Source organism: Ornithinimicrobium jinqii (genome assembly GCF_045032595.1).
In the GTDB taxonomy this organism is placed as follows: domain Bacteria; phylum Actinomycetota; class Actinomycetes; order Actinomycetales; family Dermatophilaceae; genus Ornithinicoccus.
In genome coordinates this window covers 71,804-96,416 of record NZ_JBJFZS010000011.1, presented here as the reverse complement: position 1 = coordinate 96,416, position 24,613 = coordinate 71,804, and the positions used below count along the sequence as shown (strand labels likewise).

21 protein-coding genes are annotated in these 24,613 nt (G+C 70.2%); 7 read left to right on the top strand and 14 right to left on the bottom strand.

Features of this window, described 5'->3' with window-relative positions; all coding sequences use genetic code 11:
• Positions 1–17: 17 nt before the first annotated feature.
• The 7 genes from ACI3ET_RS04875 to ACI3ET_RS04845 are packed head-to-tail and all read right to left on the bottom strand — an operon-like array spanning position 18 to position 8,570.
• Positions 18–1,013 (bottom strand): glycosyltransferase family 2 protein, encoded by a 996-nt coding sequence (locus ACI3ET_RS04875; RefSeq protein WP_405031839.1) that lies wholly within the window; start codon positions 1,011–1,013, stop codon positions 18–20.
• Positions 1,010–2,008 (bottom strand): glycosyltransferase family 4 protein, encoded by a 999-nt coding sequence (locus ACI3ET_RS04870; protein WP_405031838.1) that lies wholly within the window; start codon positions 2,006–2,008, stop codon positions 1,010–1,012. Before ACI3ET_RS04870 ends, ACI3ET_RS04875 begins: the two co-directional genes overlap by 4 nt.
• On the bottom strand, positions 2,005–3,126 hold the full coding sequence (locus ACI3ET_RS04865) for a glycosyltransferase (protein WP_405031837.1): 1,122 nt from the start codon (positions 3,124–3,126) through the stop codon (positions 2,005–2,007). The genes ACI3ET_RS04870 and ACI3ET_RS04865 overlap by 4 nt, the downstream gene beginning before the upstream one ends.
• Entirely contained in the window at positions 3,123–4,127 is a 1,005-nt protein-coding gene (locus tag ACI3ET_RS04860) for a glycosyltransferase family 4 protein (RefSeq protein ID WP_405031836.1), read from the bottom strand. Before ACI3ET_RS04860 ends, ACI3ET_RS04865 begins: the two co-directional genes overlap by 4 nt.
• Positions 4,124–5,239 carry a glycosyltransferase family 4 protein gene (locus tag ACI3ET_RS04855; protein ID WP_405031925.1) on the bottom strand — a complete coding sequence of 372 codons (1,116 nt, stop codon included), beginning with the start codon at positions 5,237–5,239 and terminating at the stop codon, positions 4,124–4,126. Before ACI3ET_RS04855 ends, ACI3ET_RS04860 begins: the two co-directional genes overlap by 4 nt.
• Before the next feature lie 5 nt (positions 5,240–5,244).
• Positions 5,245–6,567, bottom strand: coding sequence for an O-antigen ligase family protein (locus ACI3ET_RS04850; RefSeq protein WP_405031835.1), 1,323 nt, complete (start codon positions 6,565–6,567; stop codon positions 5,245–5,247).
• Positions 6,564–8,570, bottom strand: a complete 2,007-nt coding sequence (locus tag ACI3ET_RS04845) for a glycosyltransferase (RefSeq protein WP_405031834.1) — start codon at positions 8,568–8,570, stop codon at positions 6,564–6,566. Before ACI3ET_RS04845 ends, ACI3ET_RS04850 begins: the two co-directional genes overlap by 4 nt.
• Positions 8,571–8,621: 51 nt before the next feature.
• On the opposite strand from ACI3ET_RS04845, the gene ACI3ET_RS04840 reads away from it, so the two are divergent.
• On the top strand, positions 8,622–10,148 hold the full coding sequence (locus tag ACI3ET_RS04840) for a tyrosine-protein kinase domain-containing protein (protein ID WP_405031833.1): 1,527 nt from the start codon (positions 8,622–8,624) through the stop codon (positions 10,146–10,148).
• 19 nt (positions 10,149–10,167) lie between these two features.
• On the opposite strand, the gene ACI3ET_RS04835 is transcribed toward ACI3ET_RS04840, so the two are convergent.
• Together ACI3ET_RS04835 and ACI3ET_RS04830 are read right to left on the bottom strand one after the other, a co-directional pair.
• Entirely contained in the window at positions 10,168–10,458 is a 291-nt protein-coding gene (locus ACI3ET_RS04835; protein WP_405031832.1) for a hypothetical protein, read from the bottom strand.
• Positions 10,455–11,336, bottom strand: coding sequence for a hypothetical protein (locus tag ACI3ET_RS04830; RefSeq protein ID WP_405031831.1), 882 nt, complete (start codon positions 11,334–11,336; stop codon positions 10,455–10,457). Before ACI3ET_RS04830 ends, ACI3ET_RS04835 begins: the two co-directional genes overlap by 4 nt.
• 76 nt (positions 11,337–11,412) lie before the next feature.
• Here ACI3ET_RS04830 and ACI3ET_RS04825 point away from each other — a divergent pair, with 76 nt between their 5' ends.
• Positions 11,413–12,663 carry an NAD(P)/FAD-dependent oxidoreductase gene (locus ACI3ET_RS04825; protein ID WP_405031830.1) on the top strand — a complete coding sequence of 417 codons (1,251 nt, stop codon included), beginning with the start codon at positions 11,413–11,415 and terminating at the stop codon, positions 12,661–12,663.
• A 9-nt stretch (positions 12,664–12,672) separates the two neighbouring features.
• On the opposite strand, the gene ACI3ET_RS04820 is transcribed toward ACI3ET_RS04825, so the two are convergent.
• The gene (locus ACI3ET_RS04820) at positions 12,673–14,415 is read right to left on the bottom strand and encodes a DUF429 domain-containing protein (RefSeq protein WP_405031829.1); all 1,743 of its coding nucleotides are present in this window, start codon (positions 14,413–14,415) and stop codon (positions 12,673–12,675) included.
• 51 nt (positions 14,416–14,466) lie between these two features.
• Here ACI3ET_RS04820 and ACI3ET_RS04815 point away from each other — a divergent pair, with 51 nt between their 5' ends.
• A complete protein-coding gene (locus ACI3ET_RS04815) occupies positions 14,467–15,432 on the top strand; it encodes an L-lactate dehydrogenase (RefSeq protein WP_405031828.1) in 966 nt (321 codons plus the stop codon).
• Between the two features lie 240 nt (positions 15,433–15,672).
• Here ACI3ET_RS04815 and ACI3ET_RS04810 read toward each other — a convergent pair whose 3' ends face one another.
• The gene (locus tag ACI3ET_RS04810) at positions 15,673–16,608 is read right to left on the bottom strand and encodes a type IV toxin-antitoxin system AbiEi family antitoxin domain-containing protein (RefSeq protein ID WP_405031827.1); all 936 of its coding nucleotides are present in this window, start codon (positions 16,606–16,608) and stop codon (positions 15,673–15,675) included.
• A 213-nt stretch (positions 16,609–16,821) separates the two neighbouring features.
• On the bottom strand, positions 16,822–18,324 hold the full coding sequence (locus ACI3ET_RS04805; RefSeq protein WP_405031826.1) for a long-chain-fatty-acid--CoA ligase: 1,503 nt from the start codon (positions 18,322–18,324) through the stop codon (positions 16,822–16,824).
• Positions 18,325–18,527: 203 nt separating this feature from the next.
• Here ACI3ET_RS04805 and ACI3ET_RS04800 point away from each other — a divergent pair, with 203 nt between their 5' ends.
• A complete protein-coding gene (locus ACI3ET_RS04800; protein WP_405031825.1) occupies positions 18,528–19,004 on the top strand; it encodes a hypothetical protein in 477 nt (158 codons plus the stop codon).
• 166 nt (positions 19,005–19,170) lie between these two features.
• Here the strand turns inward: ACI3ET_RS04800 and ACI3ET_RS04795 are convergent, their stop codons facing one another.
• Together ACI3ET_RS04795 and ACI3ET_RS04790 are read right to left on the bottom strand one after the other, a co-directional pair.
• Positions 19,171–19,872 (bottom strand): maleylpyruvate isomerase family mycothiol-dependent enzyme, encoded by a 702-nt coding sequence (locus ACI3ET_RS04795; protein ID WP_405031824.1) that lies wholly within the window; start codon positions 19,870–19,872, stop codon positions 19,171–19,173.
• Positions 19,873–19,875: 3 nt separating this feature from the next.
• The gene (locus tag ACI3ET_RS04790; protein WP_405031823.1) at positions 19,876–20,634 is read right to left on the bottom strand and encodes a FadR/GntR family transcriptional regulator; all 759 of its coding nucleotides are present in this window, start codon (positions 20,632–20,634) and stop codon (positions 19,876–19,878) included.
• A gap of 85 nt (positions 20,635–20,719) precedes the next feature.
• Between ACI3ET_RS04790 and ACI3ET_RS04785 the strand changes: the two genes are divergently transcribed.
• The 3 genes from ACI3ET_RS04785 to dctP all read left to right on the top strand — a co-directional run bounded on the left by ACI3ET_RS04785 (position 20,720) and on the right by dctP (position 24,603).
• Positions 20,720–21,910, top strand: a complete 1,191-nt coding sequence (locus ACI3ET_RS04785; RefSeq protein WP_405031822.1) for a CaiB/BaiF CoA transferase family protein — start codon at positions 20,720–20,722, stop codon at positions 21,908–21,910.
• Between the two features lies 1 nt (position 21,911).
• On the top strand, positions 21,912–23,426 hold the full coding sequence (locus tag ACI3ET_RS04780; protein WP_405031821.1) for a carboxyl transferase domain-containing protein: 1,515 nt from the start codon (positions 21,912–21,914) through the stop codon (positions 23,424–23,426).
• A 79-nt stretch (positions 23,427–23,505) separates the two neighbouring features.
• The gene (gene dctP / locus ACI3ET_RS04775; RefSeq protein ID WP_405031820.1) at positions 23,506–24,603 is read left to right on the top strand and encodes a TRAP transporter substrate-binding protein DctP; all 1,098 of its coding nucleotides are present in this window, start codon (positions 23,506–23,508) and stop codon (positions 24,601–24,603) included.
• Positions 24,604–24,613 lie beyond the last annotated feature (10 nt).

The following is a 24,613-nucleotide window of genomic DNA, read 5'->3' as shown; positions in this document are numbered from 1 at the left end:
CGAGACTCGCACGAGCCCTAGGCTTTCGCGTCGGGGGCCCACGAACGGGAGCGCAGCGGACGTGTCGGGACATGCGGACCCTTAGCCACCCAGTCGATCTCGGGTACGGCCTGGCCTCGCTGCATCTGACCCCACACTCGTTCTGCATCAGCCTCATCAAACTTGGCACCGACGCGCCAATGCCACCCCTCTCCCGCGGGGGTGCCTGCATCGTCGAGCGCTTGAGCGCCTCGACGGAACTTGCCGAGAATCTGGTGGGCCCCTCGGTACGGAACATGAATGTTGACGAGTCCTCCCCCTCGACTTCCAGGTCGTGAGACGTCGTGGTTGCCGGGCGCCACGAAAGCCAGAGGGTGAGCTCGAAATCCTACCTTCTTGTAGCCACCGCCCAGGTCCAGGAGCAACGTCCTCTTCCGGAAGTCGCTCTCCTCCGAGAGTGGAACGGCATGGATCGTGTGCGAATTGATGACGTCCGCACTCTGCGACGGCAACCACTCCGACAGGGTACCGCTGGGTGCGAACCAAAACTCGTCGCCGTCAAACGGGATAATCCACTCGGCGCCGGCGCGCCACGCCAACCTGCTCAGGTGAGTGATCTTTTCTTTTTGAAAGTGCCCTTTCGAGGAGTCCAGAACGACGTGCAGCCGGGGCTCAGCCGCAGCCATGGAAAGCAACCGTTCCCGCGTGCCATCGTCCGAAGAGTGGTCCGCGATGACGATGCCACTCAGGCCCTGATCCAACAGATGGGACACGACGGCGGGCACGACATCTGCTTCATTGCGAACGACACTGACCCCCCACACCTGCCCCGGCCGCCGGACGCGGCGCACATGAGGCCGCGTCAGGTGGCTGCGCACATCTCGATCGACCTTCCAACTCCAGTGACCCACCCTGTACTCGTGTAGCACCGACTTCACATGCCGCACCTCGGAGGCCAGACCTGCTGGGAGAGCAGTCGCAGCCCGAGTCCGCACGATCCTGCGGAGTGTCACGATGCGGTTTCCCACTCTCATCCTGCAACCTCCAGCCGTCGTGACAGATCGAGCACCCTCTGGGCGGTATCGTCCCAGCAGAACCGCGATCGGACCGCCGCTGGGTCGACCGCGACGACCTCGTCGGAGATGACCCGCCGGAGGCCGTCCCTGATCGAATCCACGTCCTTGGGGTCGAAATAGACGGCGCGGTCGGCCGCGATCCAGCGGAAAACCGGGATGTCCGACACAACCAAAGGCGTCCCTAAGGACGCCGCCTCGATGAGCGGCAGGCCAAAGCCTTCGTCAAGACTGGGCACGACAACGGCGCGGGCGCCGCGGTAGAGAGACCAGAGCTCGTCATCCGAGACGTATCCGAGCTTGAGAATCCCGGACGAGTCGTCGACCGCGTCTTGCGAGGCGGCAAACACCGTGCTGTTTGTACCGCCGACCAGCACCAGAGAAACCTGCCGTCGCAGGCCCGGGGGGAGGGAAGAGTACGCCTGGACCAATCGGTCGATGTTCTTGCGGGGGTCAGCGGATGCGACCGCCAGTAGATAGGGGCGGCCAAGGGGCCATGGCCGCACAGTGTCGAGCGGCGGGGCAGTCACGCCATTGGGAGCAACGACTGCAGGAGTCTCACCACCGTAGAGATCGACGTGGCGGGTGCGTGTGGCCTCACTCACGAAGACCAGTCCAGAGGCACCGCGAAGCTGAGCCTTCAGCACTGGGGCGTGAGTGAGGACGTACCTCCGGGAGTACCACTCCGGGTTGCTGAGAACGAAGTGATCGTGCACGGCGACCACGTGACGCCGGTGAAACACCGGGCTGCGGGAGGTAAGCGTGACGAGGACCTCATCCTTGCTCGACACGCTCAACCCCTGCACCTGTGTCCAGGCCAGCCACCGGTTGGCAGAGGTGCGGGCCGGACGGGCAACCACCCCCGGGTGACTGAGCAGTCGACGGGTCACCTCGGAGGCATACCGCTGCTGGCCCGTCGTGCGTTGGCCCCTCCAGGCAGCATTGACCACAATCATCGAGCCTCCAGGTGCGAGATGACCTTGGCGAAGTCAGCGACTCGCTCCGCCCAGTCGGGTGCTCCCGTGCGGGTAGACGTGACGGGAGGATCTGCCACCAGCGACGCAACAGCTTGCGGAAAAGCGTCAGCTCTTCTTACGTGCACCATGGGGGATGCAGAGTCTCTGAAGCCGGGGACTGCCGTGGCCACGACCGGCCGGCCAGACGCTTGGTATTCGTACGCCTTGATGGGGTCCAAGCTATCGGTGAAGTCGCTCTGGACGTGGGGGACCACCAGGGCAGCGGCGTGCTGCAGGTAGGCGGGGACCGATGACGCGGGACGCCCCCCGAGCAACCGCACCCCGCCTTCCACCAGGGCTTTCACGTCGTCGTTGCCGAGGGCGATCGGGCCGAGCAGGACCAGTTCACCGACGCCTCGGACCACCTTGGCCGTCTCGAGGCATAGGTCGACGTCCAGACGATCTCGGTGGAGGGTACCGACATACAGGGCGTAGGGAAGACCAGGCAGGTCGGGAGGTCGTGCGTGGACTTGAGCGTAGGCACGTGTATCTACTGCATTGGGGATCAGCCGAGCAGGCTTGTCTGCGGTCGTCTTGCTGCCCAGCGCCCGCGAGCAGACCACCACGACATCGACGTGCGCGAGGAGTCGGCGTTCCTGCGCTGCTGTGCGGTCCGCCTCCCTTCGTGGCCGCTCCGCAGCCAACCAGTCGTCGGTGATGTCATAGAGCGAGCGCCAGCCGGTGATGTCGAGCACCTCCGCCCCCTGCGGATCGTTGACCCAGAGGACCGGGCTGTCAAAGCCCAGCTCCTCGGCAACCTGCACGACGCGGCGCGCTCTTCTGGTGTCACCCCCCGGATCGACCCGGCGTGGCAGCCACTTCGTCCCCTGGAAGGCCCAAAGGCGCCCGGCAGCTCCCTCCAGGTCTTGGACCTGCCTCAGTCCGGTCCCGCGATCGCGCGGCGCCTTCCGCCTCCACGCATGCACCGGGTCCCCAGGCGGCTCGACGAAGAGCACCTGCAGGTCAGGCCTGACCCGAAGGAGACCTGCGACAAGGTGCTGATTCCGCCGCCACACCTCATCCCATGCCTCCAGCGAAATTACGACCAGATCGGTCATCCAAGCAGCTCCTCGTAGACCGAGCGCGTCTCCCGCGCCTGGCGGTCAGGGGTGAAGCGCTGCCGTTGAGCAGTCTGCAGACGATGGCCGTAAGCGACTCGCCAAGGCGCGTATCTCGCAGCCTTGCGAAGCAGTCCGGCTGCGTCTTGCGCAGAACCCGCTGAGAACAAAGCGGCACCGTCCACCAGACCGACCGACTCGAGGTGGCCACCTGCTGCACTGGCCACCACTGGCAGCCCGCACGCCATCGCCTCAACGACGCTCAGCCCGAAGGGCTCGGCAGGCGCCGTCGCCAGCAAGACCGATGCCTGGTCCATGAGAGCGGACACGTCCTCGGAGAAGCCTAGGAGGTCGACATCACTCAAGAGCCCCAACTGCGCTGCCCGTTCCCGCAGTTGCGCCCCCTGGCTACCGGTGCCCGCGACCACCAGACGCCACCCGTCGTCCACGAGCCCCGACAGCGCGAACGCCTCTAGGGCCAGGGCGGTGTCCTTCTCCGGCTCCAGCCGTTGACACACCAGCACGACCCGCTCCCTGGCCGAAGACAACGGCCGGTTGGGTACGCCAGCGTAGACAACCGTGCTCCGACCGTCGACCGCCCCAGCGACGAACTGGCTGACGGCGATCTGTCGAGCAGCGCGCTGTCGCAACACGGGCGACGCCAGCCGGCCAGCCCAGGATCTGCCCCTGCGCGCCGCGAAGTGGCGGGTCACGACATAGGGGCGCCCCCCCAGGGCCAGGGCGGCAGCCGTCTCGGCCGCGGTCATGTGGGTGTGGACGATGTCAGCCCCAGCTGCGCGCACCAGAGCGGCTCCGACCTCTGCCGTCGTCCTGGCTGGCAGGTGCGGCACGTCAGGGCCGAGCTCGACTTTCATCCTGTGAGGGTCACCTCCGATCACCCGGATCTCATCGCCCTGCTCTGCCTGCGCCCGAGCCAGCACCACGACGTGCCGTTCCACTCCCGCGAAGGCGTCCGAGCGCACGGCGTGGACAACCTTCACGGCTGCGACCTCAGAGCCAGGGCTTCCAGTCGCGAGAGGTAGACCCGCGAGACCTCAGTCCAGGACAGAGTCCGCACCGACTCCCTCGCCGCTTGGCGCACTCGACGCGCTGGAAGGGTTTCAACGTCTTGTATGCGCGCCGCGATCTCAGCCGGCGACGGTGTCGTCAGGTAGCCGTTGCGGCCGGGGTCGATCACATCGCTCGCGCAGCCGACGGGGGTGGAGATCACGGGGAGTCCGCTGGCCAGTGACTCCGTGACGACGAGGCCGTAACTCTCATACGCGCTCGCCTGCACCAGGACGTCGGATGCCCAGTAGAACGGCGCGGGATCGGTCGCGCCAACCAGGTGGCAGCGGTGGGCAAGGTCCCTCACCCGTTCGTCACGCCGCAAACGGGTCAGTTCCGTCTCATCTCCGCCGACCACGACGAGATGATGATGCTCGGGAAGGAGCAGAACGGCGTCGATGAGGGGGAAGAGCCCCTTGCGACCGAACTCGTGACCCACGAACAACACCGCACGGTCACGCTCGCCGAGTCCCAGTGCCCTCCGCGCTTCACGCCGTTCGGCCTCGGTCGGCGGGCGATACACCTCGAGGTCGACCCCGTTCGGGATCACCCAGGTCGTCGGCACCACTTGACCAAACGTCTTGCGCAACAACTCATCTTCGATCGTGGACAGGTTCACCACGCTGCGGTGGATCGTGGAGCGGTAACGGATCGCGTCGCGCAGGGTCGTGAACAGGTGCAAAGGATTTCTCAGCAACCGCAACCAGGGACGCCCCCGCGCCTCCATGGCTGCGATCAGGTTTCCGTGATTGACGTAGACATCACCGGTCAGGACGTCGTTGTGACAGACGCTGACCGTCTCCGGCGGCAACCCGGCGAGGTACCGTCGAGCCAGGACAGTGCCCACCGTTGAGAACCAGACCACTCGTGCTGCAAGGGCAGTCTTCTCAGCGATGCCGGTCAGGCCCGTGGGGATCCAGCCCCCCCGCGCCTCGCTCAGCGTGAAGCTGGACACCTCGTGCCCAGCCGCCTTCCACTCCTGCTCCAGGTGAAAGGCGACAGCACCGACTCCGGATCCCGGCCCGACGTGCGGTGCGATCTGCACGATCTTCAACCCGCACCCACCAGTCTCCGCTCCTGGGGCCCCACCGTCGCCGCCTTGGACGCTCGAGCGTCAACGTGCGCAGCACCCAAACAGACCCCGGCGATGAGGAAGGGAACGGAGACACTCACACTGATCCAGAACAGGTCGAACTGTCCCTGGACCACGCGACTCAGCACCGCTGCAAAGGCAACGGTCCCGAAGGCTGGGTCCAAGCGCCACAGGACAACCAAGATGCCAGTGATCATGACGAGAAAGCCGATAAGGCCCACCACTCCCGTCGTCGTAGCAACCTCAAGGCCGACATGGGGAGGCTCGTACTTGATCGGCGCGTCGGCTGTGCGCCAGAAGCGCAGCCCCCACCCCAGCAACGGCCGCTCCAGGAAGACCTGCGATGACTCTCGATACCACTCCAATCGCTGAAAGACCGAGTTGTGCTCGTTGCCCGAGCGGAACTGGTCTCGCACCAGCGTGAGGACTCCAAAGGCTGCTGGTGCGAGCGACAGCATGACCAAGATCGACGTCCGACGTTCGCTGTGCCGCCGCAGCGACACCACGAGGATCGCCACGGCCAGTGCGATCAGGGCCTGCCGAGACTGTGACAAGGCAATGGCTGCGGCGAAGATCCAGAACACGAACATCGAGTTCCTGGTGGACCAGCGGAGCCAGGATGGCTGGGCGTAGACAAGGACGGCGGCGAAACCCAGCAGGGTACCGATGAAGTTCTTGTGCATCTGCCATGGCCACCTGGGGTAGACGGCCCTGAAGTCCCCAGCTGCGACCTGGAGGACCCCCTGCACGATCGTGGGGATGGCGAGCGCCACGCACGCCGCGAGGAAGAGCGACAGTCCCAGCCTCGCGTGCCCGCCAGCGCCCACCGCCCAGCCGACCATCAGGGCTCCGGACACGAGCAGCCAGGCGTGGAACCACTCCACGGTGTTGGCGGTAAAGGGGTTGGCGAGAACGGTGAACAAGGTGGTCGCCTGGTAAAGGGCGTTGAGCCACAGGAGCCGTCTGAGATCGGACGAAAACGGTCGGGGCGACATCAGCACCGCTGGCCAGAACGCGAGCGCCAGCATCGCATCCGACACCGTCAGGTCGAATCCTTCACCACCAACCCGTGCCACCACCACGATCAGCGGCATAGCCAGCAAGGGCAGGGTGACGGGCTGCACCAGGGCAGCCACCCCGACCAGCACGACGGCCGCGAGGCCCAGAGCGAGCATCGGCTGGGTCGGCACGAGGTAGGCGACGGCCAGGGCCAGAACGATGGCACCCAGCACGAGCACGCCGACGCCGACACGCTCGGAGATCTCGCGCCAGGTGGTCACGCCGCCACGCTCTCCCGCAGCGGACGCTGCGGTCGGGCCCACTTCCGAGCCTCGATCCGCACCGGCCCCTGCCGCAGCAGGGCCGCACGCCGGCGAGCTGCCGCGCCGCGCGCTCCAGGCAGGACGACCGAACGTGCAGCGGAGCCCAACCACTGCCCCGCCCGCGCGTACTGCCACCCCGCAGCCCCAAAGTGCTTCCGCAGGTAGCGCTCCTGGCCCGCGTAGAAGTGCACCTCCCGCCGCATCGGGTCGCTCGACGTCGCGGCCCCCAGGTGCAGGGCGCTCACCTCCGGCACCAGACGATGGCGCCATCCCATCAGGGAGGCCCGCTTGGCCCAGTCCGTCTCCTCGGCGTAGAGAAAGAAATCCTCGTCGAAACCACCAACCTGCTCAAGAGCCTCAGCGCGCAGCAGCAGCACCGAGCCGATTACGTAGTCCTCGTGCCGATCGTTGAGCCGACCCAGACCCTTCGCCTCGATCCACGACCGCACCGGTGACGGGAACGGCCACACTACGCGCGACGGGCGTCCCTCGCCGTCGGTCTGCGCCGGGGCGACGCTGGCCAGGTCGGGGTCGGCCCGCAGCGCGCGATGCAGGGCACGCTGGGAGTCGACGGACACCACCGCGTCCGGGTTGAGCAGCAGGACGTCGGTGCCGGGAGTCAGCCGGTCGGCAAGGGCGTGGTTGACACCGACACCGAAGCCGCCGTTCCAGCCCGGGTCGAGGTAGCGCACCCCCAGCTCGGCGCACAGGTCCCTGATCTCCGGAAGCGATGAGTTGTCGACGACGGTCACAGCGAGCTCGCGCACAGGCTCCAGCGCCGCACGCAGCAGCTCCGGCGCCCCGTAGGCAACCACCACGACCTCGGGGTCGTGGTGGTCGGCGATCTCGCTGCGCGCCTGGTGCACCATCCGACGATAGACCGCCTCGTAGCGCGCAGCCACGCTTGACCACGAGCACCCCTGCGCCCGCTCAACGCCCGCCTCCTGCAGCCGCTCCCACAGGCCCGACTCACGGCATACCCGCAGCAGCGCCTCCCCGAGCGCCCGCGGGTCGCCCTCGGGCACGAGCAGCCCCGCGTCGCCGACCACCTCGGGCAGCGAGCCGGAGTCGCTCGCCACGACGGGCACACCCGCGGCCATCGCCTCGACGACGACGCGGCCGAACTGCTCCACCCAACTTGGAGTGGTCAACGACGGAACCGCCAGCACGTCCATGCCCTGGAACAGGGCCGGCAGCTCCTCCTGGGGAGCAGAGCCCGCGAAGGTCACCCGGTCGCGCAGGTCGGGCGCTGCGGCGCGCTCGCGCAGCTCTGCCTCCTGAGGGCCGGCGCCGACGAGGGTGAGCCGCAGATCCGGGTATGCCGCCACCGCGTCAAGCAGCACCGTCACGCCCTTGTGCGGGGCGAGGCGACCGACATACCCGACGCGGACGGGCTCGTCCGGAGCGGGCGGCTGCCGGTCAGCAGGGGTGAACCGCTCGACGTCCACGCCGAGCGGCACGACGTCGGGCACCCCGGGGAAGCCCTTGCGCACACAGATTTCGCCAGCCGCATCGTTGCAGACAATGACGGCGCGCGCGTGGCGCAGGGCCCATCGTTCCCACCAGCGGAACGGGATGGGGTAGTGCTTGTCGATGTTCTGCGCCGAGTACAGCGCGTAGGGAGCGCGGTTGCGCCGCAGGGCACGGATCACCAGAGCCTGAAGCGTGCTGACGGCGAACGGCTCCTCGTGCAGGTCGATGACGTCCCACCGCTCGCCGAGCGCCCGCCACAGCGGCCGCAGGTCGTAGGCGAACAGGGCAGGGTGCCGACCCAGGGTGCGCACCGGCACCACGGAGTCGGGGGGCTCGGAGGGGTCGGTTTCGAGGGTGACGTCCGCTCCGCCCTCGTTCCACCGGCGTGCGGAGAGCAGCGTCACGTCGTGACCGAGGCCCCTCAGTCCGCGTTCGCGTGCCCTCCATGCGGTCATCACCCCGCTGTGAAAAAGGCGGAGCACCCTCATGGGGATAGGATACGGGTGCTTTCACCTTCATTCTTCGTGGGAAGAGGGCCCGTGACCCTTCGCGACTTCTTCGGCGCGATGCGCCAGCGCTGGCGCATCATCCTGTCCACGGTGCTCGTGGTCGTGGCGGCCACCGCCTACCTCACCCTGCAGATCCGCCCGGTCTACGAGTCGAGCTCCCGGGTCTACTTGCTCGCGAGCAGCCAGACCGACACCGCCAACGTCTACGACATGCCGGCTGCTCAGAGGCAGACGATCATCCAGGTCGCCAGTTCGCCGATCGTCCTCGACCCGGTGCGGGAGCAGCTGGGCCTCGCTCCCGGGACCATGCTGCAGGTATCGGCCGCGGCCGCCGGGGACACGCCTCTTCTCGACGTCCGCGTCCGTGCCCACGACCCGCAGGTGGCCTCCGACGCCGCGACCGCCGTCCCGCAGCAGCTGGCTTCCGTGGCCCGCAACTTCTCACCGATGCTCGCCAGCAGCGGACAGTCTGTGACCGCAGAGGTCATCGTGCCCGCCGGCGTGCCGTCCCGCCCTGTGGAGCCGGTGCCCGAGCGAAACCTCGCCCTAGGACTGCTGGCAGGTCTCATGCTGGGCGTCGCCTTCGCCCTGGGTCGACAGGCGATGGACCAGCGGATCCGGGAAGAGCGAGACCTGGATGCGCTGTCCGACCGTCCGGTCCTGGCAAGCGTGCCCCTGCGCAAGGACAACGACCCCCACGCGATCTTCCTCGAGATCGACCCGTTCGGCCCTCAGGCCGAGGCGATCCGACGGCTGCGGACCAACATGATGTTCGTCGACGTCACCACGGGCAAGCACTCGTTCGTCATCAGCTCGACCCTGCCGGGGGAGGGCAAGACGACGACAGCGATCAACCTCGGATTGGCGATGTCCGACGCCGGCTCGAAGGTGCTGCTCATCGACGCCGACCTGCGTCACCCGTCGGTGGCCTCGAACCTCGGCCTCGAAGGAGCTGTGGGCCTGACCACCGTGCTCCTGGGAGAGGCAGACGTCGCGGACGTCACCCAGCGATGGGGCGGGAGCAACCTGCATGTCCTCGCCTCCGGCGAGGTGCCGCCCAACCCCAGCGAGCTGCTCGGGTCCTCCAAGATGCACGACCTCTTCGAGAGCCTCTCGGAGACCTACGACTTCATCCTCGTCGACACACCGCCCGTGCTGCCCGTCACCGACGCCATGGTCATCGAGAAACTGACTGGCGGCATGCTGATGGTCGCCGCCTCCGGACAGATCCGCAAGCGGCACCTCAGCGACGCCCTCCGCACCCTGGAGACTGCAGAGACCCACATCGCCGGTTTCGTGATCACCAAGTCGCCGGCGCAGCCGTCGGCCTACTACAACTACTACAACGGGGACGACGCGCCGACCCGTCCCCGTGGTGCACGGTCGCGTCGCAAGTCGGTGCGCGACCGGCGGATGGCGGCGGCTCGCCCCCATGCCGAGCAGGCCGCCCAGGAGCGTGCTCTCAAGGCCGACGCGGCGGACTCGCCCGAAGGCGAGGCGCTGGAGTTCCGCAGTCGGTCCAGGCAGCGGATGGACCGGCGCACCCCGCGCAGCTGACCAGCCGCTGGCGGAGCGTTCAGGTCGTCGCGACCAGGACTCCGAGAGCGACCAGCTCGTCCAGGACCTCCGTCATGACCTCCACGTCCACGTCCTCGTGCGCCACGTCGAGGTCGGCGGCCACGAGCAGGCTGACGTCCGCCAGGCCAGGTGCCTGCAGCAGTGCGCGGCAGACGGCAGCGACAGGACCCTCCAGCACGGAGATGGATCCGTCGGTCAGGGAGGCTGCGTAGATCGTCCCGCCGTGCGCGCCCTCGTCCGGGCGGTCGACGACCCCCCACCCGGGCGTGACGGTCCAGCCCCGGCTCATGCGCGCCCCCTCCGACGGCTGCGCCAGATCTCCGTGACACCACGACGCACCCGGTCGCCGAACTCCACGACCACCTCCCCCACCGACGGCGGATGACCTCGCGTGTTCGCCAGGTGCTCGGTGTTGACCAAGGGTGCCCGCAGGACGGTGAGCGCCTTCGCTGTCAACGTCGACTGGGCCTTCACCCGCGCCCGCCACTCCTCCACCCGACCAGACCGGGTCACCACCACGTGCCACAGGTCGTGCTCCCGGTGGTCCCCGACCCGGTCCAGCTCACCCAGCGCCGCGGCATACCCGACCTCCGCCCCCACCCGTCCCACGAGAGCCTCGACCTGTGCGGTCAGCTCCGCCCCGAGCAGCTCAACCACCCCCTCCTTCCTCCGCACGGTCATGCCGTTGCGCGCCTCGTTGAGGAGGTGGACCAGCGCCTGCCCGGCCTGGTCGGGCACCGGGCACGGCACGGAGGCGAGCCGGATCTCCAATCGGTCGGACCACAGGGTGTCGAAGGTCTTGTCGCCCGGCTGCATGCCCGGGAAGAACCGGTGGATGTCCGCGTAGCCGAGGTGGTCGTGCCAGTAGGTCTGGGCGTGGCCGAACGGTGAGCCCGTGTGGAACCGAGAACGACGGCGCCAGCCCCGCGCCTCCAGCGCCTCGACGAACCGCTTGACCTGGCTGGGCCGCACGAGCACGTCGGCGTCGCTGCCGCCGGAGGCACGCGAGCGCCACTGCGGCTCGAACGCGATCCCCTTGATGTGCAGCAGGTCGACGCCGAGCTGGTCGGCCAGGTGCTGCAGCGCGGCGTGGCAGAACTCGATGCGGACCGCCAGGTCCACCGTCGCCACCCGCTGCTCCTCCACGCCGACCATCGTGCCACCCACCCTGGACGATCCTGCGGCAGGACAGCCAGCCTGCCCTCGACATGCGCGCACCCGCCCCGCCGCCTAGCCTGACGGCATGCCAGCCAAGACGGACGTCGTCATCGTCGGAGCAGGTCTCGCCGGTCTGACCTGTGCCCTTCGGCTCCAGAGCCGGGGGGTGTCGTTCCGGGTGCTGGAGGCGTCCGACGCGGTCGGAGGACGCGTGCGGACCGACGTCGTCGACGGCTACCTGCTCGACCGCGGCTTCCAGGTGCTCAACCCGGGATACCCGATGGTGCGCGAGCTCGTCGACCTCAAGGCGCTCAACCTGCAGCGGATGACCGCCGGCGTGGGCGTGCGCTCGGCCCGCAGCGAGGCCCTCGTGGTGGTGGCCGACCCTCGACGTGAGCCCCAGCTGATCGCGCAGACGATGCGCTCGGGCAAGCTGCACCCGGCCAGCCTCGCCTCCCTGGCCCGCTGGATGGCGCCGGCGATCAGCTCCGAGCAGCTGCTCAGCGACACCTCCGGCGACGTGACCCGGCGCGAGTCGATGGACGAGGCCGGGTTCCTCGGACCGCTGCGCCACCTCGTCGACGCCGTGCTTGCCGGTGTGCTGCTCGAGGACGACGGCAGCACCTCCGCCGCCTTCACCCGCCTCCTCGTGCGTGGGCTCGTCACCGCCACCCCCGGCGTCCCCGCCGAGGGCATGCAGGCCCTCCCCGAGCAGCTGGCGGCTGGCCTGGACCAGGCCGTCGAGCTGGGGACCGAGGTCGTCGAGGTGGGTCCTGGCACGGTCCGCACCGCCGGAGGTGAGCAGATCGACGCCGACCTCGTCGTCGTGGCTACCGACCCCGGGACCGCCGGTCGGCTCACCGGTCGCACGACGCGCCCCGGCAAGGGCGTGACCACGCACTGGTTCGCGGCCCCCGAGGCACCCACCGACCTGGCTGCGATCATCGTCGACCAGCGGCCCCACCACGGGCCGGTCGTCAACACCGCGGTCATGAGCAACGCCGCCCCCACCTACGCCCCCATGGGTCGCCACCTGGTCCAGGCCAGCAGCCTGCTCCGCGCAGGGCACGAGCCGGTCTCCGACCGGGCCGTCCGGCGCCACGTCGGCGAGATCTACGGCGTCGACGTCACCGCGTGGGAGCTGGTCCGCCGCGACGACATCCCCTACGCCCTGCCGCAGGAGCCGGCGCCGTTCCTCGACCGGGACGCCATGCAGGTGGACGAGGGACTCATCGTGGCAGGCGACCACGTCGACACCGCGTCCATCCAGGGCGCGATGGTCAGCGGGCACCGCGCGGCCAACGGCTACCTCCACCGGCGGCTCCTCGTCGACTGACCTGCGAACTCACTCGCCGCGCAGCTTCTCCCACCTGGCCCGCAGCGCCGGGGCGCGGTGCGCGTTGCCGTGCAGCTCGACATACCTGGTCCCGAACTGCGCCAGGAGCGCGTCGTCGAGGCGGCGCACCGCGCCGGGCGGGTAGCGGTAGGCCATCCGTGCGTCGATGACGTCGGTGTCGACGCGGTTGAGCACCTCGCCGAGCTCGTCGAGGGAGGTGATGCCGAGCTCGAGGAGCAGGTGCGCCACCCAGTCGTAGTGGTCGGTGCGCGACCAGCCGGCCTCCGGGAAGCGCCCGGCCAGGAACGCGGCCAGGTCCTGCGTGCCGATGCGCGGGTCCTCGTCGGGCACGCTCTGCTGCTCCGGCACGCTCTCGCGCAGGCGGTCGCGGATCTGCAGGAACTCGCGGTCGGCCAGCTCCAGCAGGCCGGCGGCCAGCGTGAAGCGCCGGTCCAGGTCGGGCCCGTGCTCCTCGGGCACCCTTCCCTTGTAGCGGATGTCGTGCTCGAACTCGGCCCAGGCGTGCTGCAGCACCGTCCGCACCTGGATCGACACCGGGCGGCCGACGAGCGCGGCGACGTCAGGCCGTCGCAGCAGCTCGGGGTCGAGCTCGGCGAGCAGGTGGCGGCTGGAGTAGCCGAACCGCCCCTCCTGGGCCGTCTCGCGCCCCATGTCGCGGTCGTCGATGACGTGCAGCTGGTCCCCGAACAGGTCGGCGACGGCGTCGACGTCGGAGAGCACGTAGGTCACGACGCGCACGCCGATCTGGTCGGTGACCTGCTTGAGCGGGTCGGGAAAGACAGGTATGCCGTCCACCGCGCGGGCCGCCTTGGCGGCGAAGGACTCGACGCTCTTGGTGCGACCGGTCACGGTCAGGTAGTTGATGCCGGCCTCGTCGAGGATGTCGGTGATCAGGGCGATGTAGCCGGCGGTGGCGGACTCCACCGCGGGCCGCGACTCGGCATACTCCTCCACCGGGTCCCGGACCGGGTCGGCCTTTGACCGCGGGGTCGGGAGGAGGTCCTCCGGCAGCGTCGGCGTGACGATGTAGCCCGTGGCAAGGTCCCCGTAGGTGGTGGTCCGCCCGGGGTGCGCGACGGCATACCTCGCAACGTAGGCGCACACGACCGCGTCCACCTGGTCCTCGATCACGCGCAGCCGTGACTTCTGCGCCGCCCCGCGCACCCCGTCGACGAGCGCCTGCCAGTCGGGTTCGTGCGTGAGGTGCAGGGGAGGGTCGGCGGAGGCGAGGCCCTCGAGGTGGGTGATGAGCTCGAGGAGGGCGGCACGCAGGTCCTCGAGGGAGCGGCCGGGCTTGTGCTTGTACTTCAGCGTCCGGCCGAGGCGGAAGAGCGCGACGGTCGCCGGGTGCGGGTAGACCTCGATGGCGCGGCGGTCGCGGCCGGACGTCGGGTTGATGTCCAGGCGCAGGCGTCGGGCGAGCCGGGCGCCGCGCGGGGTCTGCGCGAACTCCGGCTTGCCCGTGTTGGTCGGGTGCGCGCCGGCGTCGAAGCGACGGAAGTCGGCGTTGAGCGCCTGCTCGCAGGGCCGGTTGCCAGTGGGGTTGACGACGACCAGCGGCGCGTCGACGGCGACGAGGCAGGGACCGTCGGTGAACGGCTCGAGCGCGGCCACGATGTCCTCGTCGCTCCGCTGCGTCGAGACGTGCACGAGGCGGCCGTCGCCGTCGAGCACCGCGAGGCCCGTGGGCTTCTTCTCGCCCCAGGCGAGGTCGATCCCGACGAAGTGCATGGTCACACTCTGCCCTGTCCGTCCCTGCCCCGTCGGTGCCACACTGGCCTCGTGACGACGACACCAGCCTCCCCCTCCCAGCCCCCCACCCTCGCGGTCATCGGAGCCGGGTCGGTGGGCGCCACGATCGCCTATGCCGCGCTCGTCCGCGGCACCGCCCGCCGCGTGGTGCTCCACGACATCAACGCCGCGAAGGTCGAGGCCGAGGTCCTCGACCTCAACCACGGGCTCGCGTTCACGCCGATGGGTCAGGTGGAGGGCAGCGACGACGTCGAGGTATGCCGTGGCGCGCGCGTCGTCGTGGTCACCGCCGGCGCGAAGCAGCAGCCCGGCCAGAGCCGGATGGAGCTCGCGGAGTCGACCCTGCGGCTGACCAAGAGCATCATGCCCGCGCTGGTGGAGGTGGCGCCGGACGCGACGTACGTCATGGTGACCAACCCCGTGGACGTCGTGACGACCGCCGCTCTCAAGGTCACCGGCCTGCCGCCCAACCAGCTCTTCGGCTCCGGCACGGTGCTCGACTCGTCGCGGCTGCGGCACGCGATCGCGACACGGCTGGGCGTGGCCGTCACCAGCGTCCACGCGAGCGTCGTCGGGGAGCACGGCGACACGGAGTTCCCGCTGTGGAGCTCGGCCAGCGTCGGTGGCGTGCCGTTGCTGGAGTGGGACGCCCAGCACGGCGGACTGGGTGAGGACGTCCGGGCGGCGATCGCCGACGACGTGATGCGCTCGGCCTACCGGATCATCGCCGGCAAGGGCGCCACCAACTACGCCATCGGGCTCGCGGTGTGCCGGATCGTCGAGGCCATCCTGCGCGACGAGCACGCCGTCCTGCCGGTGTCGACGTGGCTGACGGACTACCACGGGATCTCGGACGTGTGCCTGTCGGTCCCGACGATCGTGGACAGCAAGGGCGCCGGCGAGCGGCTCCTCGTACCGATGAACGCTGCGGAGCTCGCCCAGCTGCACCACAGCGCCGAGTCGATCCAGGCGACGGCGCGGCGGTTCGGCTTCTAGGGAGGCGCGTCGCGTCGCACCGTGCCGATCAGCACACACCGCTAGAGCACCAACACCAGCACCAACACGCCGACGCCCGCCGCCCGAGGTCCGCTGCCCCCACCCACTACCCGGCAGCAATCGTTCTTCCCGCGGGATATTTCCAGCGGGTAGCACGATTGGTGCCGGGTAGTCGGTGCCGGGTAGTCGGTGCCGGGAAGTCGGCGCCGGGAAGTCGGCGCCGGGAGTCGCCCTGGCGGGTCACACGGCCCGGCGTGCCGTCGCGGCTGCCGCCTTGATGGCGCGGTCCACCTTCTGAGGCGCGAAGAGGTCGGACCAGACGAGGCGCACCACGCCGTAGCCCAGAGCGCGGATCTGGTCCTCGCGGCGCTTCTCCCGGACGAGGGCGTCGCGACCGTCGCGTCCTTCGTACTTCACCGCCCCGTCGAACTCGACGACGACGCCGAGCGCCGGGATGAAGAAGTCGACCCGCGCGATGACCCGACCGTGCTCGTCCAGCACACGGAACTGGGGCACCACCTCGTAGCCGAGCTCGTGCATGAGCAGCCGGCTCAGAGACTCACCGGCTGACTCCGCCGACGGGCTGGCCTGCTCGACGACGTGGCGGGCCACCGACATCCCCGGCGTGCGCCGAAGCCGTTCCAGCCATGTGTCCAGCTCGGCCCGTGTGGTCAGCTCTCCACGGAGCGCCGCGTCTGCTGCCACGATGCCCGAGCTGGCTCCCGCACTCACCGCCGTCCCCAGCACCGCCAGGGCCGGGACCACCACCGACAGCCCACCGACCTGCGTGAACGCTCCGTCGCCGGGACAGCTGTGAATCGTGAAGGCGTCGTGGCGACGGGTCTCGGTGGACGGCCGACGGTGGAGGACGTGCACCAGGTCGAGGTCGCGCTGCAGCACCGGCAGCCTGTGCAGCACTGCGGCGCTCTGGTGGCTCGCGGCCAGAGCGCCCGGCTGGCTGCGCAGGATCGCGACCGTGCGCACACGGTGCCGCTTCGTGGGGCCGGCACTCTCGTGATCCGCCGCTCCCACGTAGGCACCGCGGGCGATCCGGATCAGCACACCCGACCTCACCATCCCCCGCAGGAAGTTGGAGCTGATCCCCAGCCGGGCCGCCTCCGCCGTGGTGACGACGCCCTCGTGGCCGGACAGGAAGGCGGCGAGCTGTGTCTGCATCTCGCCGATGGTGGTCAGCACGGTCCGCGGTCACCAGCAGCGACGTCCCCGTTGTGGACGGCTCAGCCCTCGCCACCAGACGTGTGGAAACCCAGCGCCATCAGCCCGACTACCCGGCAGCAATCGTGCTTCCCCGTGGAAATATCCGCCGGGAGGAACGATTTGTGCCGGGTGGTCGAGGGGCCATCGTCGTGGGCCGAGCAGTCGACGGGGTCAGCCCTGCCGCAGCTCCCGCTTGAGGATCTTGCCCGTCGCCCCCTTCGGCAGCTCCTGGATGAGCGTCACCGTGCGGGGGTACTTGTACGGCGCGACCTGCGACCTGACGTGCTCCACGAGCTCTGCCTCGGTGACGGACGCACCTGGGCGGAGCACGACATACGCGGAGATCTCCTCGCCCAGCGCAGGGTGCGGGATTCCGACGACGGCGGCTTCCGCGACGGCCGGGTGCTCGTAGAGGATCTCCTCGATCTCGCGCGGGTAGACGTTGAGGCCGCCGCGGTTGATCATGTCCTTCTTGCGGTCGACGATGAAGTAGTAGCCGTCGTCGTCGACGCGCGCGAGGTCGCCGGAGTGGAACCAGCCGTCGGCGTCGATGGCCTCGGCGGTCGCCGCGGGGTTGTTCCAGTAGCCCTTCATGATGTTCTCGCCGCGGATGCAGATCTCGCCGACGCCGCCCTCGCCGAGCTCGCCGCCGCCCATCCCGCCGGCGAGCTTCATCTCCACGCCCCGCACGGGGATGCCGATCGAGCCCGCCTTGCGCTCGCGGTCGGGGTGGTTGAAGGAGGCGACCGGGCTGGTCTCGGACAGGCCGTAGCCCTCGAGGATCTGGCAGCCGAAGGTCTCCTCGAAGCGGCGCATCACCTCCAGCGGCAGGCTCGCGCCGCCGGAGACCGCCGTCCGCAGCGTCGACAGGTCGGGGACCCGGTCGGCCGAGGCTGCGGAGGCGAGCATGGCGCCGTACATCGTGGGGACGCCCTCGAAGACCGTCACGGCGTCGCGCTCGATGACCTCCAGGGCCTTGGCGGGGTCGAAGCGCGGGATCATCGTCAGCGCCGCGCCGGTGCTCACCGCTGTGTTGAGCGCGCACGTCATGCCGAAGACGTGGAAGAGCGGCAGGCACCCCATGACCACGTCCTGCGGCCCGAGGTCGAGCAGCGTCTGCGTCGTGGTGAGCTGGTTGCTCTGCAGGTTGTCGTGGGTGAGCTCGGCTCCCTTGGGGCGACCGGTCGTGCCCGACGTGTAGAGGATGACGGCGGTGTCGTCGCCGGCCCGCTCGACGACCTCCTCGACGGGGTCGGTGGCCTCGGCGCCGTGGACGTAGGAGCTCAGCCCCTCCGGGCCGATCGCCAGCACCGGCACGCCGACGGCCCCGGCGGCGGCGCTGACCTCCTCGCCAGGCATCGCGACGATGAGGCGGGCGCCGGAGTCCTCGAGGTAGTACTGGATCTCGCGGCGCTTGAACAGCGGGTTCATCGGCACGACCACCCCGCCGAGGCGGAGCGTGGCGTAGAAGATCACCGGGAAGGCCGGCACGTTGGGCAGCATCAGCGCGACGCGGTCGCCGGCCCCGATCCCCTGCTGTCGCAGCCAGCCGGCCAGCTGCCGCACGGAGTGGTCGAGCTCGGCATAGCTGAGGCGTAGGTCGTCCAGCACGATCGCCGGCCGCTCGGGGTGCTGCTGCACCGTGCGGGTCAGGTTGTGCGCGAGATTGCTCATGTCACGTCCTCGTGGGTATGCGGTGCGCCGGGTGGGTGCACCCCGTCCTGCGCTGGTCCGGCGCTGCGGTCGCTGCGGTCACTGGTCGGCACTGCCGACACTAGGTGAAAACGGGTGCGCGTGGCGACGTATCCAGCGGGGTCCACAGGCCTCCTCACCAGTGTCCCGGGCATCGGGTCCGGGGGACGTGGGGAGACGAAAAGATGCGGACTGGTGAAGACTTTCCAGGGGCCGACAAGGTGCCGTGGCAGCTGCTCATCCGGGCGCGGTTCGTGCGCGAGCTGGACGTGGTCATCGCCTCGACGGTGGTGAACCGGGTGATGCAGGTGGCCTCGCCCGAGGTCGCGAGCCAGGTGGCGCTGGCGGCGTCGGAGGCGATGCGTCAGCTGCCCGATGAGAAGGCGTCCGGGGAGGCGCGGCTCAACGCCGCCGTCGCCGTGGCCGACTTTCTCGACATCTGTCCGCCGTGGCCCTGGCCGCGCCCGTGGCCGCTGCCCGGTCCGTGGCCCTGGCCGGGACCCGGCCCCAACCCCGGTCCGTGGCCGGGACCGTGGGAGAAGATCTCGCACCCGATGGCGGACCTCGTCCTGCGGGGCGCGGTCGACCTGCTCGAGAAGGCGGCCAGCCCCGAGCTGGCGCGTCAGCTCAGTGGTGTGCTGCACGAGGCCGGCGGCTTCTGAACCGCTCTCGGGCCTGTCGTGGGGGGCCGGCAGCGTCGCCGCCATGAGCGCCCCCCACGACCTCGGCCTGGTCGAGCTGACAGCCATGCTGCAGTCCCGCCAGGTTGGTGCGCGCGAGGTGGTCGAGGACCACCTCGCGCGCATCGCCGTGGTCGACCCGGCCGACCTATGCCCACGGCGGCGGCGTGGGCAGGGCTCCCTCGGACGTGAGCCCGTCGTCGACACCGCGGGCGAGCCACAGCAGGACCTGTCCCGGCGTTCCTCGCACCACCGGTCCGCCCCCGCCGACGGGGAGCGGGTCCATCCCGTCCGGACGAACGGTCAGCCCGGGCACGAGCGACCCACCCTCCCACTGCCTGATCCCCCGTCGAAGCGTCCTCTCCACCCAGACCGGGTCGGCGTCGTCGAAGCCGTAGCCGGCGTCCAGGTCCACGTGGTGGAAGACCACCTCCAGGAGTCGCATGGCGACGACCTGGGCACCGGTCACCGGGGTCCCCGTGCGGCTGCGGACCTGGGAGTCGCCCGCGGGGCCCCGGAGGGCCTCCGCCTCGGCTGCGAACCGGTGCGCCGTCTGCTCCAGGTCGGTCACGATCTCGTCGCGCTCCCGGCTGGCGCCCGCCTCGATCTCCGCGGCCCGGGCCTCGTCGGAGGAGTAGGGGGACCGCTCCCGACCGTCGACAGCCCACCGGACGAGGTTGAGGAGGGCATCCGCGTTGCGGGCGAGGTGGGTCAGCACGTGAGCACGTGACCACCCCGCGCAGAGGCTCGCCCCAGCCAGGTCGGCGCTGTCGAGGCGTCGTGCCGTGGCGAGCAGACGGGAGGTCTCGACCTCGAGCAGGGCGAGGTTCTCGGCAGCGCGGTGGGCCATCGTCTAGATCCCCTCGGCCTCTGTCTCGGCGTGCCGGGCGAAGGCGACGTCGGACACGAGGTCGATGTGGTCCGTCATCGCCATGGCGGCCCCGGTGGCGTCCTGGCGTCGGATGGCGTCGGCGATCAGCCGGTGCTTCTCCAGGGAGTCGCGGGGCCGGCCGGGCTGGGACAACGACTCGATCCGGGTCTCCAGGATCAGCTCACCGATCTCCGCCATCAACCGCGCGAGGACGGCCGAGTGCCCGGCGCGCGTGACGGCCTCGTGGAACGCGCGGTCCCCCTCCAGGGCCCGGTCGCCGCTCTCCACCTGGCGTCGCATCAGCTCCAGCGCGTCGTCTATGGCCCTGAGGTCCTCGTCGGTGCGTCGCTCGGCCGCCAGCCAGGCGAGCTTCGCCTCGAGCGCCGACCGTGCGTCGATGATGTCCGGCAACGAGTCCTGGTGCTCGCGCACCGCCCTCAGGAGGACGTCCCCCTCCGCGGGCGACTCCAGGATGGTCGCTCCCTCCCCGTGGCGGACCTGCACCACGCCGACCACCTCGAGCGCCACCAGGGCCTGGGCGAGCGAGGCCCGACTGACCCCCAGGGCCTGCGCGAGCTCTCGTTCGGCCGGCAGCCGGTCACCCGGTCCGAGACCCTGCGCCCGGATGTGGCTGTGGAGCTCCGCGACGATCTGCTCGTAGAGCCGGGGCCGCGTCAGCCTGGAGACCGGCGCCGGAGGCACAGCCGCCCGGCGGCGCGACGAGCCGGCGGCAGAACCCATGCGGGCCACTCTATTGACAACCACCCTCTTGACAAATGGCGCGGGGGACTATTGGCTAGGCCACTAAGCCACGAAGGGGTGATCCATGCCACACACCACGACCGCCGCGGGGCCGCTGAGCGACCTGACGGTGCTCGACCTCACCCGCGCTCTGGCCGGACCGCACGCGGCGATGATGCTGGCCGACCTCGGCGCCCGGGTGATCAAGGTGGAGTCTCCCGGCACCGGGGACGAGACCCGGACGTGGGGTCCACCCTTCGTCCCGGGCCGGGACGGCGTCGACGTGGCGACCTACTTCCTGTCGTGCAACCGCAACAAGGAGTCCATCGCGCTCGACCTCAAGTCGGAGGACGGCCGGGAGACGCTGACCGCGCTGGTCCGACGGTGCGACGTGCTGATGGAGAACTTCCGGCCCGGGGTCCTGGACCGCCTCGGGTTCCCCACCGAGCACCTGCTCTCGCTCAACCCCCGCCTGGTCGTCCTCTCGATCTCCGGCTTCGGCCACGACGGCCCCGAGGGCGGGCGCCCCGGCTACGACCAGATCGCCCAGGGCGAGGCCGGCCTCATGTCGATGACCGGCTCGGGTCCCGACGACCCCCAGCGGGTCGGCGTGCCGATCGGCGACCTCCTGTCCGGCATGTACGGCGCCTACGGTGTCCTCGCAGCCCTTCTCGAGCGGGAGCGCACCGGCAGGGGACAGGTGGTCCGGACCTCCCTGCTCGCCTCCTTCGTCGGGGTCCACGCCTTCCAGGGCACCCGGTGGACCGTGGCCAAGGAGGTCCCCCGGGCCCAGGGCAACCACCACCCGTCCATCGCTCCCTACGGGCTGTTCCACTGCGCCGACGGTGCGGTCCAGATCGCCTGCGGCAACGAGGTCCTGTGGCGCAAGCTCTGCACCGAGGTCGGGCTGGACCCGGACGCTGCCGGGATGTCGACGAACGGCGAGCGGGTCGCCAACCGTCCTCGGGTCGTCGCGGCGCTCGAGGAGACGTTCGCCGGCGTCGAGGCGGCGGACCTCCTGGAGCGCCTCGACCAGGCAGGCGTGCCGTGCGGGCGGGTGCGGGACCTGAAGGAGGTCTACGAGTGGGAGCAGACGCTCTCCCAGGGCCTCCTCATCGACGTGGACCACCCGACGCTGGGTCGCATCCAGCTCCCGGGTCCTCCCCTGCGCTTCTTCTCGGCGGACGGCACCGAGACCACGCCGACCGAGCACACCAGTCCGCCGTTGCTCGACCAGGACGGCGCGAGCCTGCGTTCGTGGCTGGCGGAGGTCTGACGTGCGCCGACTGCCTGCGCGAGACGTCCTCGACACCGTCCTGGACCCCGGATCCTTCACCTCGTGGGACGTGGACCCACGTCAGCCCGACCTCGGCGAGGAGTATGCGGCACAGCTGGCCGCCGCGCGTGAGCGCAGCGGCGTGGACGAGGCCGTGATCACGGGCGAAGGACGGCTGGACGGACGCCGGGTGGCCGTCGCCGCCGGCGAGTTCGGCTTCCTGGCCGGGTCGATGGGTGCCGCGGCCAGCGAACGGCTGACCCTGGCGTTCGAGCGCGCCACGCGGGAGGGCCTGCCGTTCCTGGCGTCCCCGTCCTCGGGAGGTACCCGCATGCAGGAGGGCACGCCCGCCTTCCTGCAGATGGTCAAGATCGGGCAGGCCGTCATGGCCCACCGGAGGGCGGGCCTGCCCTACCTGGTCTACCTCCGCGACCCCACCACCGGTGGCGTCCTCGCCTCCTGGGGGTCCCTGGGTCATCTCACCGTGGCGGAGCCCGGAGCCCTCATCGGGTTCCTCGGGCCCCGGGTGCGCGAGGTGATCCACGGCCAACCCTTCCCCGAGGGTGTGCAGGTGGCGGAGAACCTCGCCCGCCGCGGCGTCATCGACGGCGTGGTCCCGCTGGAGGGGCTGCGGCCCCTGGCCGTCGCTGCCCTCGAGGTCCTCATGGCCCCGCAGGCACCGAGTCCCACCCCCGCCCCCGGGGACCCGGGGGAGGACCGGCTCGTCGAGCGTCACGCCTGGGCCTCCGTGCAGGCGACCCGCAGGCCCGACCGACCCGGTCTGCGCGAGCTGCTCCGGCACACCGCCGAGACGTTCATCCCGCTCCGCGGCACCGGGTCGGGCGAGTCCGACCTCACCGTCATCTTCGGGCTGGCCCGCTTCCCCGGGTTCTCCTGCGTCCTCGTCGGTCAGGACCGTCGCGCCCAGCAGGACGCCTACCTCGGCCCCGGCGCCCTCCGGGTGGCGCAGCGCGGGTTCCAGCTGGCGGAGGAGCTGGGGCTGCCGGTCGTCACCGTCATCGACACGCCCGGGGCCGACCTCTCCCCCGAGGGTGAGCAGGGCGGGATGGCCGGGGAGATCGCCCGGTGCCTCGGGGCCCTGGCCACCGTCCGCGTCCCGGTCGTCTCCATCGTGCTGGGGGAGGGCACCGGTGGCGGCGCACTGGCTCTCATGCCCGCGGACCGGACCATCTGCGCCGAGAACGGCTGGATCGCGCCCCTGCCCCCGGAGGGCGCCAGTGCCATCGTCCACCGCACCGGCGACCGTGCACCGGACATGGCCGAGCTCCACCGCATACGCGCCATCGACCTCCTCCGGCTGGGGGCCGTGGACGAGATCGTGCCCGAGGTGCCGGACGCCGCGGACGAGCCGGAGGACTTCTGCGCCAGGGTCGTCGCCGCCACCGGGCGCCACCTCGGAGACCTTCTCCAGCAGTCCGGCGACGACCGCCTCGCGCAGCGGCACGTCCGGTACCGAGAGATGAGGTGGGAAGCGTCCGACCAGCCCATCGCCTGACCCCCGAGAACCCACCGGGCACCCTCCCCCCAGTGCCCACACCGCACGGACCACCCAGAAGCCCCACAAGGAGAACGCAATGAAGCCCTTCCGATCCCGCGCCCTGACCCTCGTCGCCATGGCGACCACCCTGGGGCTCACCGCCTGCGGCGCGCCGGGGTCCGGCACGGCCGACAACGAGCCCGGGGGCTCGGCAGACGCGCCCGGCAGCGCCGCCGCCGAGTGCGAGGACGTGGAGCTGCGTCTGTCGCACCAGTGGCCCGAGCCCGTCGGCGAGGACGGTGACTTCCGGTCGGTCGTCGCCCAGCGGTTCGCCGAGGAGGTCGGCACCGCGACGGACGGTCAGGTCACCGTCACGGTCTACCCCAACAGCACGCTGTCGAAGGCCACCGAGCAGTACGACGCCATGATGAGCGGCGCCATCGACGCCTCGGTCTTCCCGCTGGACTACGCCTCGGGCCGCGTCCCGGAGTGGAGCATCACGCTCATGCCCGGCATGGTGCGCAACCACGACGAGGCCCAGGCCTGGGACGAGGGTGAGATCGGCAAGGCCGTCGAGGAGAGCATGACCGAGAACGGTCTCGTCCTGCTGACCAACGTCTGGAACGCCGGTGCCATCGGTGTCAAGGGCGATCCCATCCTGCGCCCGGAGGACGTCCAGGGCGGGATGACCATGCGCGCCGCGGGCACCTATGTCGAGCGGATGCTCGAGGAGGCCGGCGCCGGCATCACCTCGCTGCCGAGCTCGGAGATCTACACCGCGATGCAGACGGGCGTGCTCGACGCGGCCGTCACCTCGACCGGGTCGTTCGCGTCCTACAACCTGCAGGAGCAGGTGGACTCCTACACCTCACCCACCACGCACACCTTCTGGTTCATGTACGAGCCGCTGATCCTGACCACGCAGGCCTTCGACAAGCTCTGCGCGGAGCAGCAGGACGCCGTCCTCGCGGTGGGCGAGGACCTGCAGGAGTTCGCCTACACGGCCTCGCGCGAGGACGACGCGCGCGTCGAGAAGATCTTCGCCGACGCGGGTGTGGAGGTCGTGTCCATGACCGAGGAGGACTTCCAGGCCTGGATGCCCCTGGCCGAGGAGCAGTGGGCCGCCTACGCGGAGCAGGTCGACGGCGGTCAGGACCTGCTCGACCTGGCGCAGAAGCTCCGCGACGGTCGATGAACAGCGTCCC